The organism is Pseudomonas marginalis (assembly GCF_900105325.1).
In the GTDB taxonomy this organism is placed as follows: domain Bacteria; phylum Pseudomonadota; class Gammaproteobacteria; order Pseudomonadales; family Pseudomonadaceae; genus Aquipseudomonas; species Aquipseudomonas marginalis.
Window position 1 is genome coordinate 2064485 of the sequence record NZ_FNSU01000003.1, and the last position, 13987, is coordinate 2078471.

Here is a 13987-nt window from a genome sequence, read left to right on the forward strand (position 1 = left end):
GGGTCCTTTGCGTCACTTAAGCTCAAAACATTATGTGTAAATGTAAAGTGATTGTAATCACTTTTTTCAACATCAGGGGCAGCCGTCATGTCAGCGTTGATTCATTCCTTTCTGGACGAGGCGTCGTCGACCTACACCTACGTCGTCTATGAAACGGACGGCGGCCCGTGTGCCATCGTCGATTCGGTGCTCAACTACGACCCGGCCTCCGGGCGCACCGACACCGTTCAGGCCGACAAGGTCATTGCCTTTGTGCGTGAGCACGGCTTGCAGGTGCAATGGCTGCTGGAAACCCACGCCCATGCCGACCACCTGTCGGCCGCGCCGTACCTGCGCAGCACCCTGGGCGGCAAGATCGCCATCGGCCAAAGCATCAGCAAGGTGCAGGACGTGTTCAAGCATCTTTTCCACCTGGAGCCGGAGTTTCGCGTCGATGGCTCGCAGTTCGACCACCTGTTCGCGCCGGATGAAATCTTCCACATCGGCATCATCAAGGCCCAGGCCCTGCACGTGCCCGGGCATACCCCGGCGGACATGGCCTACCTGATCGACGACCGCTTGATCCTGGTGGGCGACACCCTGTTCATGCCCGATGTCGGCACCGCCCGCTGCGACTTCCCCGGCGGCGATGCGCGCCAGCTGTATGCGTCGATGCGCAAGCTCTTGGCCTTTGCCCCCGATACCCAACTGTACGTGTGCCACGACTACCCGCCCGAAGGCCGCGAGGCCAAATGCCTGACCACTGTGGCGGAGCAGCGCGCGGGCAATATCCATGTGCATGACGGAGTGGATGAAGCGGCGTTCGTGGCGATGCGCACCCAGCGCGATGCCGGGCTGGGGATGCCCACGCTGTTGTTGCCGGCGATCCAGGTGAATGTGCGGGCCGGTCATATGCCGCCAGCGGAGGAGAACGGGGTGGTGTACTTGAAGATTCCGTTGAACCAGCTCTAAAGCCGTCCTGCCTGGCGTCCATGCCATTCCATGCTCCGGGGGTGCTGCGCAGGTGCGATCAGGCTACGGCAAATTTCGACACGATCTGCTTGAGGTCCACCGCCAGCCTCGACAGTTCCTGGCTGGCGATCGAGGTCTGTCCGGCCGCCGAAGAACTCTGGATGGAAAGATCACGGATGCTGATCAGGTTCTGGTCCACCGAACGGGCCACGTGGGCCTGTTCCTCGGAGGCCGTGGCGATCAACAGGTTGCGGTCATTGATATCGGTAATGGCTTCGGTGATCTGAGTAATCGCCAGGCCCGCTTCATGGGCAATCTTCAAGGAGTCCACCGCTTCGTTGCGGTTGAGGGCCATGGAAGACACCGCTTCGCTGGAGCACGTCTGGATTTTCGCGATCATCTGCTCGATTTCCTGGGTCGAGGTCTGCGTTCTGTGGGCCAGGGCCCGCACCTCGTCGGCCACCACCGCAAAGCCCCGGCCCTGCTCCCCTGCCCTGGCGGCTTCAATGGCGGCGTTCAAGGCCAGCAGGTTGGTTTGCTCGGCAATCGAGCGGATCACTTCAACCACCCGGGCAATATCCTGGGCCTGCCTGGCCAGCCCTTCGACTTCGACGCCGGTCTGCTGCACCGTGGCGCTGAGTTTCTCGATGGAGGCGATGGTTTGCGTCACACGCTCCTGGCCCACTTTGGCCGAGCGTTGGGAGTCCTGGGTGGACTGGGACGCTGACACCGCATTGCGCGCCACTTCTTCAACTGCTGCCGTCATTTGGTTAACCGCCGTGGCGGCCTGATCGGTTTCCATGCTTTGGCGTTCAATACCGGCACTGGACTCGCGGGTGATGGCGCTCATCTCCTCCGCCGCCGCCGCCAATTGCCCGGACGCCTCGGAGATGTGCTGCAAGGTACTTTTCAGGTTCATTTGCATGGACGCCGTGGACCGTTGCAACGCGGTCAACTCGTCATTGCCATTGATGGCAATCGCCACGCGCAGATCGCCGTCGGCAATCTTGCCGGTCGATACCAGCAATTCACGCACCGGAGTAATGATGCTGCGAGTAAACAGGCTTGCTACCACGACGGTGATCAGCAAGGAGGCGGCCATCAATATCCAGGTGAACAGACGCGCCGCGTCATATTCGCTGGAAGCCACCTGCACCGCCGCCTTGGAGCCCCGTTCATTCAACGCGATCAACTCGCTGATGGAACGCTGCACATCCAGGGCAATCGGCCCGTTGACTTCGCGCAGGTAGGTCGACATCTGTTCAGCGGACAGGGTGGAGGCTTGCGCAAGAAATTCGTCCATCTTCTGGCTGTAGTTCTTTATGCCGGTTAAGGCGTCGTTGTACTTGGCCTGTTCTTCGGGGCTCGAGACTAAAGGCCCATAACGCTCGGCAACATCGAGGGCTTCCGTACGGGTCGCCTTGAGTTTTTCCAGGGAGGCCGGATCCTGGCGGCTGATATCCATGACATAACGACGTAGATCGAGACGAAGTTTATAAAACGCCGAATCTATTTCACCCGCCAAACGAATACTGGGGAGCCAGTTAGTTTCGATTTCAACCGTCGACGAATAGACCTTATCGACTTTTATCAGGGTCATTGCGCCTTGTATCAGCAGCAAAAGGCACACCAGGCCAAAACACAGTGTGGTACGGAAGTTCAACTTCAAGGCTCTCATGGACACCGCGGCTTACCCCTTTCCTGGGCCGCGAACTTCACGGCCTGATGGAGGCCAATGTGTTGAAATGCTTGTGAAAAATACGTGACCGCTGATGCAATTTTTCATTAACCAAAAATAAAAAGCCCGCCCTGATTATTACTTGGCTAACTATCAGGATCAGCGGTGCAGCCCCCTATTGAGATCAAACCATTAATCCACCCGGCGGCAATGGCAGCGCCGTCTTGTAGCGCACTTGCTTGAGGGCAAAGCTCGAGCGGATGTTGGCGACACCCGGCACCTTGGTCAGAAAGTCCATCATGAAACGCTCCAGCGACTGGATCGTCGGCACCAATACCCGGATCAAATAGTCCGGGTCGCCGGCCATCAAGTAGCACTCCATCACCTCGGGCCGGTCGGAAATCGCGCCTTCGAACTGCTGCAACGCCAGCTCGTTCTGCTTTTCCAGGCTCACATGGATAAACACGTTGACGTGCAGCCCCAGCAAATCGGCGTCGAGCAGGGTGACTTGCTCGCGAATCAGGCCCAGTTCCTCCATCGCCTTGACCCGGTTGAAACAGGGTGTGGGCGACAGGTTGACCGAGCGGGCCAGGTCGGCGTTGGTAATCCGCGCATTCTCCTGCAGGGCGTTGAGAATGCCGATATCGGTACGGTCCAGTTTGCGCATGAGACAAAATCACCTGTTTATTATGTTTATGCAGGTTTTTTATCCGCAAATGATCGCGGACGCAATAAAACACAGATAAATATTCTTCTACGCCACGCCTATGATTGTTGTAGGACAAGATTTCTCTTACCCGGAGACTGACTGTCAGCTAGCGCGCCCACTACAAGAAATTCACAAGATCGAGCGTAGAAAGCCATGAATCAGCCGTATGCCCCACTGCGCCTGCACGTTCCCGAACCCTCGGGCCGCCCAGGCTGCAAGACCGACTTTACCTACCTGCGCCTGACCGACGCAGGCACCGTGCGCAAACCCGCCATCGACGTAGAACCCGCCGACACCGCCGACCTGGCCAAGGGCCTGATCCGCGTGCTCGACGACCAGGGCCAGGCCTTGGGCCATGGGCCGAAGGGGTTCCCGTTGAAGTCCTGCGCAAAGGCATGCGCGCCATGCTCAAGACGCGGATCTTCGACAACCGCATGGTGGTCGCCCAGCGTCAGAAAAAAATGTCGTTCTACATGCAAAGCCTTGGCGAAGAAGCCATCGGCAGCGCCCAGGCCCTGGCCTTGAACATCGACGTCATGTGCTTCCCCACCTACCGCCAGCAAAGCATCCTGATGGCCCGCGACGTGCCGCTGGTGGACCTGATCTGCCAGCTGCTGTCCAACGAGCGCGACCCGCTCAAGGGCCGCCAGTTGCCGATCATGTACTCGGTCAAGGATGCAGGCTTCTTCACCATCTCCGGCAACCTCGCCACCCAATTCGTACAGGGTGTGGGCTGGGGCATGGCCTCGGCGATCAAGGGCGATACCAAGATCGCCTCGGCCTGGATCGGCGACGGCGCCACCGCCGAATCCGACTTCCACACCGCCCTCACCTTCGCCCACGTGTACCGCGCCCCGGTGATTCTCAACGTGGTCAACAACCAATGGGCCATCTCCACCTTCCAGGCCATCGCCGGTGGTGAAGCCACCACCTTCGCCGGACGCGGCGTCGGCTGCGGCATCGCCTCCCTGCGCGTGGACGGCAACGACTTTATCGCGGTGTACGCCGCCTCCGCCTGGGCCGCCGAGCGTGCGCGCCGCAACCTCGGCCCAACCCTGATCGAATGGGTCACCTACCGTGCCGGTCCGCACTCCACCTCGGACGATCCGTCCAAATACCGCCCCGCCGACGACTGGAGCCACTTCCCGCTGGGCGACCCGATTGCCCGCCTCAAGCAGCACCTGATCAGGATTGGCCAGTGGTCCGAAGAGGAACACGCGGCGGTCAGTGCCGAACTGGAAGCCGAGGTGATCGCCGCGCAGAAACAGGCCGAACAGTACGGCACCCTGGCCGGTGGCCAGATCCCAAGCGCCGCGACCATGTTCGAAGACGTCTATAAAGAGATGCCGGAGCACTTGAAGCGCCAGCGTCAGGAGTTGGGGATCTGACATGAACGATCACAACAACAGCATCGAATTGGAAACCGCCATGACCACCACCACCATGACCATGATCCAGGCCCTGCGCTCGGCCATGGATGTGATGCTTGAACGTGATGACAACGTGGTGGTGTTCGGCCAGGACGTCGGTTACTTCGGCGGAGTATTCCGCTGCACCGAAGGCTTGCAGACCAAGTACGGCAGCTCGCGGGTGTTCGACGCACCGATCTCGGAAAGCGGCATCATCGGCGTGGCCGTGGGCATGGGTGCCTATGGCCTGCGCCCGGTGGCCGAAATCCAGTTCGCCGACTACGTCTACCCCGCCACTGACCAGATCATCTCCGAAGCGGCGCGCCTGCGTTATCGCTCGGCCGGCCAGTTCACCGCGCCCTTGACCATGCGCATGCCCTGCGGCGGCGGCATCTACGGCGGCCAGACCCACAGCCAGAGCATCGAAGCGGTGTTCACCCAGGTCTGCGGCCTGCGCACGGTGATGCCGTCCAATCCCTATGACGCCAAGGGCCTGCTGATCGCCTCCATCGAAAACGATGACCCGGTGATCTTCCTTGAACCTAAACGCCTGTACAACGGCCCGTTCGACGGCCACCACGACCGCCCGGTAACACCGTGGTCGAAACACCCGCAAGCCCAGGTGCCGGACGGTTACTACACGGTGCCGCTGGACGTGGCCGCCATCGTGCGCCCTGGCTCGGCTGTCACTGTGCTGACCTACGGCACCACTGTGTATGTGTCGCAGGTCGCCGCCGAAGAAACCGGCATCGACGCCGAAGTCATCGACCTGCGCAGCCTGTGGCCGCTGGACCTGGACACCATCGTCAAGTCCGTGAAGAAAACCGGCCGTTGCGTGGTGGTGCACGAAGCCACCCGTACCTGCGGCTTTGGTGCCGAGTTGGTGGCGCTGGTGCAGGAGCATTGCTTCCACCACCTGGAAGCGCCGATCGAACGCGTCACCGGTTGGGACACCCCCTACCCGCACGCGCAGGAGTGGGCGTATTTCCCAGGCCCGTCCCGAGTGGGCGCGGCGTTGAAACGGGTCATGGAGGTCTGAATGGGCACGCACGTTATCAAGATGCCGGACATTGGCGAAGGCATCGCGGAAGTTGAATTGTCGCAGTGGCATGTGAAGGTCGGCGACATGGTCGTCGAAGACCAGGTGCTGGCGGATGTGATGACCGACAAGGCGATGGTGGACATTCCCTCGCCGGTCCATGGCAAGGTGATTGCCCTCGGCGGCGAGCCGGGTGAAGTCATGGCGGTGGGCAGTATCCTGATCAGCATTGAAGTAGAAGGTGCGGGCAATGCCAAGGACGTGCCCGTGGTGGCGGAGCCGGTGAAAGCGGCTGCCGTTGTCGAGGCCAAGCCGGCACCGGTGGTCGAAAGCAAGCCCGCACCGGTGGCAGCCGCACAGGCCCCCGTGGCCCGCGATGCCGACGAACGCCCCCTGGCCTCCCCCGCCGTGCGCAAGCATGCGCTGGATGCCGGGATTCAACTGCGTCTGGTACAGGGCTCCGGCCCCGCCGGGCGGATCCTGCACGAAGACCTCGAGGCCTATCTGCAACAAGGGGCTTCAAAGCCTTCGACGGCCGCCAATCCTTACGCCGAACGCAACGACGAAGAACAGATCCCGGTGATAGGCATGCGCCGCAAGATCGCCCAGCGCATGCAGGACGCCACCCGGCGCGCCGCGCATTTCAGCTATGTGGAAGAGATCGACGTCACCGCCCTCGACGAGCTGCGCGTGCACCTCAACGAGAAGCACGGCGCCACGCGCGGCAAGCTGACGTTGCTGCCGTTTATCGTGCGCGCCATGGTCGTGGCGTTGCGGGATTTCCCGCAGATCAACGCGCGTTACGACGACGAAGCCCAGGTCATCACCCGCCTCGGCGCGGTGCATGTGGGCGTCGCCACCCAGAGCGACATGGGCCTGATGGTGCCGGTGGTGCGTCACGCCGAAGCCCGCAGCCTGTGGGGCAACGCCGAGGAAATCGCGCGTCTGGCCAGCGCCGCGCGCAACGGCAAGGCCAGTCGCGATGAGCTGTCGGGCTCGACCATTACCTTGACCAGCCTGGGCGCCTTGGGCGGTATCGTCAGCACCCCGGTGCTGAACCTGCCGGAGGTGGCCATTGTCGGCGTCAACCGCATCGTTGAGCGGCCGATGGTGATCAAGGGCCAGATCGTGATCCGCAAGATGATGAACCTCTCCAGCTCCTTCGATCACCGCGTGGTCGATGGCATGGACGCGGCGCAATTCATCCAGGCCATTCGCGGCCTGCTCGAACAACCCGCCAGCCTGTTCCTGGAGTAAGGGCATGACCCAGACATTGCATACCACGCTGCTGATTATCGGCGGCGGCCCTGGCGGTTATGTGGCCGCCATTCGTGCCGGCCAGCTGGGCATCCCGACCATCCTGGTGGAAGGCCAGGCGTTGGGCGGCACCTGCCTGAACATCGGCTGCATTCCGTCCAAGGCCTTGATTCACGTGGCCGAGCAGTTCCAGCAAACCGTGCACCACAGCCAGGGTTCCCGGTTGGGAATCGAGGTGGATGTGCCGACCCTGGACATCCGCAAAAGCGTGGAATGGAAAGACGGCATCGTCGACCGCCTGACCACCGGTGTCGCTGCGCTGCTTAAAAAGCACAAAGTGCAGGTGATCCATGGCTGGGCCAAGGTGGTAGACGGCAAGACCGTCGACGTCGGCGACCAGCGCATCCAGTGCGAACACCTGTTGCTGGCCACCGGATCGAAAAGCGTCAACCTGCCGATGCTGCCGATCGGCGGGCCGATCATCTCCTCCACCGAAGCCCTGGCGCCAACCCGCCTGCCCAAGCGCCTGATTGTGGTGGGCGGAGGCTACATCGGCCTGGAGCTGGGGATTGCGTATCGCAAGCTCGGCGCCGACGTGAGTGTGGTCGAAGCTCAGGATCGTATCCTGCCGGCCTACGACGCCGAGCTGACGCAACCGGTGCACGAATCGCTCAAGCAGTTGGGCGTGAAGCTGTACCTCAAGTACAGCGTGACGGGTTTCGAGCACAACAGCCTGCAAGTGCGCGATCCGAATGGCGACACGTTGTCGCTGGCGACGGACCAGGTGTTGGTGGCCGTTGGTCGCAAACCCAACACCCAGGGTTGGAACCTTGAGGCGCTGAACCTGGAGATGAACGGCGCGGCGATCAGGATCGACAGCCGCTGCCAGACCAGCATGCGCAATGTGTATGCCATCGGCGACCTGAGCGGCGAGCCGATGCTCGCCCACCGAGCGATGGCCCAGGGTGAAATGGTTGCCGAACTGATCAGCGGTCAACACCGCGAATTCAACCCGGCGGCGATCCCGGCGGTGTGCTTCACCGACCCGGAACTGGTGGTGGTCGGCAAGACGCCCGATGAAGCCAAGGCCGCCGGCCTGGACTGCATCGTGTCGAGCTTCCCGTTTGCCGCCAACGGCCGCGCGATGACCCTCGAGTCGAAAACCGGCTTCGTGCGGGTGGTGGCGCGACGGGACAATCACCTGATTGTTGGCTGGCAAGCAGTCGGCGCCGGCGTGTCCGAGCTGTCCACCGCCTTCGGCCTGAGCCTGGAAATGGGCGCGCGCCTGGAAGACGTGGCCGGCACCATCCACGCCCATCCGACGCTCGGCGAGGCGGTGCAGGAAGCGGCGTTGCGGGCCCTGGGCCACGCGTTGCACCTGTAAATAAACACCCCCTGTAGGAGCGAGCTTGCTCGCGAAGAACCTGAGGGCGCCGCGTTCATTCTGGTTTGACGCGTTATCGTTGACGATTTTCGCGAGCAAGCTCGCTCCTACAAGGGACGCGGGGGATGCGAATGGGCCTGCGAATGAAGTATTGTTGCGCCCATTCAGAAAAAAACCGACTTGACCAAAGATAGAGGGTGTCATGGGTAACGAAAGCATCAATTGGGACAAGCTGGGTTTTGACTACATCAAGACCGACAAGCGGTTTCTCCAGGTCTGGAAAAACGGCGAATGGCAAACCGGCACCCTGACCGACGACAACGTGCTGCACATCAGCGAGGGCTCTACCGCCCTGCACTACGGCCAACAGTGCTTCGAAGGCCTCAAGGCCTACCGCTGCAAGGACGGCTCGATCAACCTGTTCCGCCCGGACCAGAACGCCGCGCGCATGCAGCGCAGCTGCGCCCGCCTGCTGATGCCGCACGTCCCGACCGACGCGTTCATCGACGCGTGCAAGCAAGTGGTCAAGGCCAACGAGCGATTCATCCCGCCGTACGGCAGCGGCGGCGCGCTGTACCTGCGCCCGTTCGTGATCGGCACCGGTGACAACATCGGCGTGCGCACCGCGCCGGAGTTCATCTTCTCGGTGTTCTGCATCCCGGTCGGCGCCTACTTCAAGGGCGGCCTGGTGCCCCACAACTTCCAGATCTCCACCTTTGACCGCGCCGCGCCACAGGGCACCGGTGCCGCCAAGGTCGGTGGCAACTACGCCGCCAGCCTGATGCCGGGCTCGGAAGCGAAGAAATCCGGTTTCGCCGATGCGATCTACCTGGACCCGATGACCCACTCGAAAATCGAAGAAGTCGGCTCGGCCAACTTCTTCGGGATCACCCACGACAACCAGTTCATCACACCGAAGTCACCTTCGGTGCTGCCAGGCATCACCCGCTTGTCGCTGATCGAACTGGCCCAGACCCGCCTGGGCCTGGAAGTGGTCGAAGGCGAGGTATTTATCGACAAGCTGGATCAGTTCAAGGAAGCCGGTGCCTGCGGGACTGCGGCAGTGATCTCGCCGATCGGCGGTATCCAGTACAACGGCCAGTTGCATGTGTTCCACAGCGAGACCGAAGTCGGCCCGATCACCCAGAAGCTCTACAAAGAGCTGACCGGCGTGCAAACCGGCGACGTCGAAGCGCCAGCGGGTTGGATCGTAAAAGTCTAAGCCAGTAACACCGCAAAACCCTGTGGGAGGGGGCCCCCTCCCACATTTGCTCTCCGGTGTATTCAAGATTCTTTCGGGATATTCTCGTCAATCTTCTTGCCCATGCTGATCCTCGGCTCCACCCCATACCCCAGCGCCTCATAGAACCCCACCACCGCCTCATTGCCACCGGTGATCTGCAGGTTGATCTTCATGCAGCCCAGGGCCGTCAGTACCTGTTCCGCATGCCGCACCAGCGAGGAACCGAGGCCATGACGCCGATAGCCCGGGTGCACGGCCACCGAGTACAACCAGCCGCGATGACCGTCGTAGCCGGCAAGCACCGTCCCGATAACAGTCTTTTTGTCCGTCGCCACAAAAAACAGCCCGTCATTGACCGCCAGTTTCTTATCGATCGCCAGGGTCGGCAGGTTATGCGCCGTGTCATACCCAAACGCCTCCTGCCATAACGCCACCACTTGCCCACGGTGCTGGCGGTCGCGATACGGACCGATGGGATGGCGCGACAACAGCGCTTTTTCCATCACCAACGTGCGCTCATTGCCGTGGTAGACGTCACGTACCGTGTGAAAACCCAGCTTGGTGTAGAACGGCTCGGCGGTCAGCGAGGACGGCACACTCAGCGTCGTCACCCCCGCTTCCCGCGCCCGCAGTTCGATTTCAATCATCAGCAACCGGCCAATGCCCTGCCCTTGCAGCGTCGGGTTGACGAACACCGAACGCACCACATTGGCATCCAGGGCCGCCGTGGCGACGATCACCCGGTCCTGGACCGCCACCAGCACCACACGGCGCTTGAGCAGGTCGAGCACCGCGTCCGGGGTGAAGTTGCTGGCCACCCGGGCAATCACATCCGCCGGATAGTCCCGCGCATTGCTGCTGTGCAAGGCCGCCAGGATGACCAGGCTGATCCCTTCGGCATCGTCGGATTGGGCAAGACGTACGACGGTAGACATGATTCCTCCTGGCTGACGGCGTTATTACAGTGGCCACTGTACCAATGTAGGAGGGGGCTTGCTCCCGATGGCGGTGTGCCAGTTGATGGATTGAGTGACTGATATACCGCAATCGGGGGCAAGCCACCCTCCCACATTTTGACCGCGCTCCAGCTCCCACCGCCGATTCGGCTGCCTCACCCCCCTTTTCAGCTTTCCCGGCTGAGCCGCCCCTTGGTTTCAGCCGGGATTCCCCTGCCACAGCGAACAAAATAGCCCCACTGCTCAACCCCAGGGATTCGTGCACCCATGCAAACCACCAACACCGTCCTGATGATTCGCCCGGCGCGCTTTGCCTTCAACCCGGATACCGCGATCAACAACCGTTTCCAACGCCCACCCCTCGACCCGCTCAGTGCACAGCAGAAAGCGCTGGAAGAGTTCGACGGCTATGTCGACACCCTGCGCCGGCACGGCGTGGAAGTGCTGGTGGTGCAAGACACTCCGGCGCCCCACACACCCGACTCGATCTTCCCCAACAACTGGTGGAGCAGCCACGCCGACGGCAGCCTGGTGCTGTACCCGATGGAAGGCCAGAACCGCCGACTGGAACGTAACAAAGGCGTGCTGCAAGTGCTGGAGCAGCGCTTTGCGATCAAGGACACCATCGACCTCAGCCACCTCGAACAACAGAACATCTTCCTCGAAGGCACCGGCAGCATGGTGCTCGACCGCCAGCACCGCATCAGCTACGCCTGTCACTCCGGGCGCACCCACCACGACGCGCTGCGCCAGTTTGCCGAACGCCTCGACTACCGGCTCTGCGTCTTCCACGCCGTCGACCGCCACCACGCACCGATCTACCACAGCAACGTGATGATGAGCGTCGGCCGCGACCTCTCGGTGGTGTGCCTGCAAGCGCTGCCCGACGCCGACGAACGCCAGGCCCTGGAACGCTCGCTGCGCGACACCGGCAAAGACATCCTCGGCCTCGACTTCGACCAGCTCGAAGCCTTCGCCGGCAACATGCTCGAAGTCCACGACCGCGACGGCCAGCCGCTGCTGGTGATGTCTGCCAGTGCCTGGGGCGCGCTGCAACCGGCCCAGCGCCGGCATGTGGAGCGCCACACCCGGCCGGTGGTGGTGAACATCGACAACATCGAACGCATCGGCGGCGGCAGTGCCCGCTGCATGCTGGCAGAAGTGCATCTGCCCGCCCGTCCCTCATTTCAATAAGGAGTCTTGCCATGACCCGCTATATCGACGTCAACGACCTCAGCTATCTGGTTTCGCAAAAAGGCCTGCACACCTGCATCACCGAGATGGCCGAGTACATCCGCGCCGACTACCTGCGCTGGCAGGACTTTGAGAAATGCGCACGCCTGGCCAACCACTCGCCGGATGGCGTGATCGAGTTGATGCCGGTGTCCGACGCCTCGCTGTACGCCTTCAAGTACGTCAACGGCCACCCGAAGAACACCTTGGCCGGCATGCTCACCGTAATGGCCTTTGGTGCCCTCGGTGACGTCGACACCGGCAAACCGGTGCTGCTGGCGGAAATGACCCTGACCACTGCCATTCGTACCGCCGCCACGTCGGCCCTGGTGGCCCGCTACCTGGCCCGCGCCAACAGCCGCAGCATGGCGTTGATCGGCAACGGCTCCCAGAGCGAATTCCAGGCCCTGGCCTTCCACGCCATGCTCGGTATCAACGAGATCCGCCTGTTCGACATCGACGCCAAGGCCACCGCCAAGCTGGCAGCCAACCTCAAGGCGTTCCCGGCAATCAAGGTGATCCTGGCCGGCAGCGTGGCCGAAGCGGTCAAAGGCGCGGACATCGTCACCACCGTCACCGCCGACAAGGCCTACGCGACGATCCTCACCGACGACATGATCGAGCCCGGCATGCACCTCAACGCCGTGGGCGGCGACTGCCCGGGCAAGACCGAACTGGACCGCCGCATCGTCGAGCGCGCCCGTGTGATCGTCGAGTACGAACCGCAAAGCCGCATCGAAGGTGAAATCCAGCACATGCCGGAAGACTCGCCGGTGACCGAGTTGTGGCAGGTCATCAACGGCCAGGTCGCCGGCCGCGAGCATGAGCGCCAGGTCACCCTGTTCGACTCGGTGGGCTTTGCCATCGAAGACTACTCGGCCCTGCGCTATGTGCTGGACGTGGCCAAGGCCCTGGATGTCGGCAGCGAACTGGAACTGGTGCCGGACCTGGCCGACCCCAAGGACTTGTTCGCACGCCTGGCCCAACAGCCTCGTGCACAGCACAAAAAGCGCGCCTGAGACCGCTCTGGCCTGCCCCTTTGCGCCAAGGGCAGGCCGGATTTCCAGGACTGAAAAGCCGATTCATAGGGTGCTACAGCCGATTCCGCTGCATTACGTGTTTTAACAGCGCAATTTGCGCTTTGAGCGCGGGGTAAACGACACAAAAAACGCACCATCATGAAGCATTCTGAGCCCGACCAAAGCGTCACAGAATGAATGCACGCTGCACCCTTTTTACTGCCCTGACATCAATTACAAAATATAGGGACCGACACATGACTCCACTGCGATCACTCTTCGCTGCGTTGCTGTTGCCACTGTGCGCCAGCGCCGCCCACGCCCAGGATTGGAAAGAAATCCGCTTCGGCGTATTCCCCGAGTACCCCCCGTTTGAGTCCGTGGCCGCCGACGGCAGCCTGCAAGGCTTCGATATCGAGTTGGGCAACGCGATCTGCGCCAAGCTCGAGGTCAAATGCACCTGGGTGCACAACGAATTCGACGGCATGATCCCGGCCCTGCGCGCGCGCAAGTTCGACGCGATCATGTCGTCCATGGCTGTAACCCCGGCGCGCGAGAAAGTCATCGACTTCACCGACCGCCTGTTCCTCAGCCCCACGTCGGTGATCACGCGCAAAAACGCCGACTTCGGCGGCACCCCGGAATCGTTGAAAGGCAAACAGGTCGGCGTGCTGCAAGGTTCGTTGCAGGAAGCTTATGCCCGTGCACACCTGGCCAGGCTGGGCGCGCAGATCAAGGCGTACCAGTCCCAGGAACAGAACTACGCCGACCTGCAGAACGGCCGTCTCGACGCTACCCTGACCGACAAGCTCGAAGCCCAGCTCAACTTCCTGTCCAAGCCTGAAGGCGCCGACTTCAAGACCGGCCCGGCCTTCAAGGACCCGACCCTGCCCCTGGACATCGCCATGGGCCTGCGCAAGAACGACCAGGACTTGCGTGCGCTGATCAACAAGGGCATCGCCGCCGTCCAGGCCGATGGCACCTACGCACAGATCCAGAAGAAATACTTCGGCGATCAAGACATCTACAACGAATAAGCCAACACAATCCCTTGTGGGAAGGGGCTTGCTCCCGATAGCGGTGGGTCAGTCAATACAGGTGTCGACTGG

The 13987-nt window shown here is 61.8% G+C and carries 11 protein-coding genes and 2 pseudogenes; 9 read left to right on the forward strand and 4 right to left on the reverse strand.

Features of this window, described 5'->3' with window-relative positions:
* Positions 1 to 87 precede the first annotated feature (87 nt).
* Positions 88 to 951, forward strand: coding sequence for an MBL fold metallo-hydrolase (locus tag BLW22_RS18620; protein ID WP_074847236.1), 864 nt, complete (start codon positions 88 to 90; stop codon positions 949 to 951).
* Positions 952 to 1009: 58 nt separating this feature from the next.
* On the opposite strand, the gene BLW22_RS18625 is transcribed toward BLW22_RS18620, so the two are convergent.
* On the reverse strand, positions 1010 to 2629 hold the full coding sequence (locus BLW22_RS18625; protein WP_074847237.1) for a methyl-accepting chemotaxis protein: 1620 nt from the start codon (positions 2627 to 2629) through the stop codon (positions 1010 to 1012).
* Positions 2630 to 2813: 184 nt separating this feature from the next.
* Complete coding sequence (locus BLW22_RS18630; RefSeq protein WP_027606189.1) at positions 2814 to 3296, reverse strand: Lrp/AsnC family transcriptional regulator; 483 nt, start codon at positions 3294 to 3296, stop codon at positions 2814 to 2816.
* 195 nt (positions 3297 to 3491) lie between these two features.
* Between BLW22_RS18630 and BLW22_RS18635 the strand changes: the two are divergent.
* From BLW22_RS18635 to lpdA, 4 genes and pseudogenes are all read left to right on the forward strand, one after another.
* A pseudogene (locus BLW22_RS18635) lies at positions 3492 to 4726 on the forward strand (thiamine pyrophosphate-dependent enzyme).
* A 1-nt stretch (position 4727) separates the two neighbouring features.
* The gene (locus tag BLW22_RS18640; RefSeq protein ID WP_065884833.1) at positions 4728 to 5786 is read left to right on the forward strand and encodes an alpha-ketoacid dehydrogenase subunit beta; all 1059 of its coding nucleotides are present in this window, start codon (positions 4728 to 4730) and stop codon (positions 5784 to 5786) included.
* The gene (locus BLW22_RS18645; RefSeq protein WP_074847238.1) at positions 5787 to 7043 is read left to right on the forward strand and encodes a dihydrolipoamide acetyltransferase family protein; all 1257 of its coding nucleotides are present in this window, start codon (positions 5787 to 5789) and stop codon (positions 7041 to 7043) included.
* A gap of 4 nt (positions 7044 to 7047) precedes the next feature.
* The gene (gene lpdA / locus BLW22_RS18650; protein WP_074847239.1) at positions 7048 to 8427 is read left to right on the forward strand and encodes a dihydrolipoyl dehydrogenase; all 1380 of its coding nucleotides are present in this window, start codon (positions 7048 to 7050) and stop codon (positions 8425 to 8427) included.
* Positions 8428 to 8439: 12 nt separating this feature from the next.
* Here lpdA and BLW22_RS35425 read toward each other — a convergent pair.
* Positions 8440 to 8526, reverse strand: a pseudogene (locus tag BLW22_RS35425) (outer membrane lipoprotein carrier protein LolA); the annotation flags it as partial.
* Positions 8527 to 8629: 103 nt separating this feature from the next.
* On the opposite strand from BLW22_RS35425, the gene BLW22_RS18655 reads away from it, so the two are divergent.
* Positions 8630 to 9649: a branched-chain amino acid aminotransferase gene (locus BLW22_RS18655; RefSeq protein ID WP_065940198.1), complete on the forward strand. Its 1020-nt coding sequence runs from the start codon at positions 8630 to 8632 to the stop codon at positions 9647 to 9649.
* Positions 9650 to 9711: 62 nt separating this feature from the next.
* On the opposite strand, the gene BLW22_RS18660 is transcribed toward BLW22_RS18655, so the two are convergent.
* Positions 9712 to 10605, reverse strand: coding sequence for a GNAT family acetyltransferase (locus BLW22_RS18660; RefSeq protein WP_074847240.1), 894 nt, complete (start codon positions 10603 to 10605; stop codon positions 9712 to 9714).
* Positions 10606 to 10893: 288 nt separating this feature from the next.
* On the opposite strand from BLW22_RS18660, the gene ctlX reads away from it, so the two are divergent.
* From ctlX to BLW22_RS18675, 3 genes are all read left to right on the forward strand, one after another.
* Positions 10894 to 11820, forward strand: coding sequence for a citrulline utilization hydrolase CtlX (ctlX, locus tag BLW22_RS18665; RefSeq protein WP_065948429.1), 927 nt, complete (start codon positions 10894 to 10896; stop codon positions 11818 to 11820).
* Positions 11821 to 11831: 11 nt separating this feature from the next.
* Entirely contained in the window at positions 11832 to 12878 is a 1047-nt protein-coding gene (locus BLW22_RS18670) for an ornithine cyclodeaminase (RefSeq protein ID WP_065923795.1), read from the forward strand.
* Positions 12879 to 13135: 257 nt separating this feature from the next.
* The gene (locus BLW22_RS18675; RefSeq protein ID WP_065923794.1) at positions 13136 to 13915 is read left to right on the forward strand and encodes an ABC transporter substrate-binding protein; all 780 of its coding nucleotides are present in this window, start codon (positions 13136 to 13138) and stop codon (positions 13913 to 13915) included.
* Positions 13916 to 13987: the final 72 nt, after the last annotated feature.

Coding starts and splice junctions, on each gene's coding strand:
- BLW22_RS18640 (WP_065884833.1), top strand. CDS start 4,728: ATGAACGATCACAACAACAGCATCGAATTGGAAACCGCCATGACCACC.
- BLW22_RS18655 (WP_065940198.1), top strand. CDS start 8,630: ATGGGTAACGAAAGCATCAATTGGGACAAGCTGGGTTTTGACTACATC.
- lpdA (WP_074847239.1), top strand. CDS start 7,048: ATGACCCAGACATTGCATACCACGCTGCTGATTATCGGCGGCGGCCCT.
- BLW22_RS18625 (WP_074847237.1), bottom strand. CDS start 2,629: ATGAGAGCCTTGAAGTTGAACTTCCGTACCACACTGTGTTTTGGCCTG.
- BLW22_RS18660 (WP_074847240.1), bottom strand. CDS start 10,605: ATGTCTACCGTCGTACGTCTTGCCCAATCCGACGATGCCGAAGGGATC.
- ctlX (WP_065948429.1), top strand. CDS start 10,894: ATGCAAACCACCAACACCGTCCTGATGATTCGCCCGGCGCGCTTTGCC.
- BLW22_RS18630 (WP_027606189.1), bottom strand. CDS start 3,296: ATGCGCAAACTGGACCGTACCGATATCGGCATTCTCAACGCCCTGCAG.
- BLW22_RS18645 (WP_074847238.1), top strand. CDS start 5,787: ATGGGCACGCACGTTATCAAGATGCCGGACATTGGCGAAGGCATCGCG.
- BLW22_RS18675 (WP_065923794.1), top strand. CDS start 13,136: ATGACTCCACTGCGATCACTCTTCGCTGCGTTGCTGTTGCCACTGTGC.
- BLW22_RS18620 (WP_074847236.1), top strand. CDS start 88: ATGTCAGCGTTGATTCATTCCTTTCTGGACGAGGCGTCGTCGACCTAC.
- BLW22_RS18670 (WP_065923795.1), top strand. CDS start 11,832: ATGACCCGCTATATCGACGTCAACGACCTCAGCTATCTGGTTTCGCAA.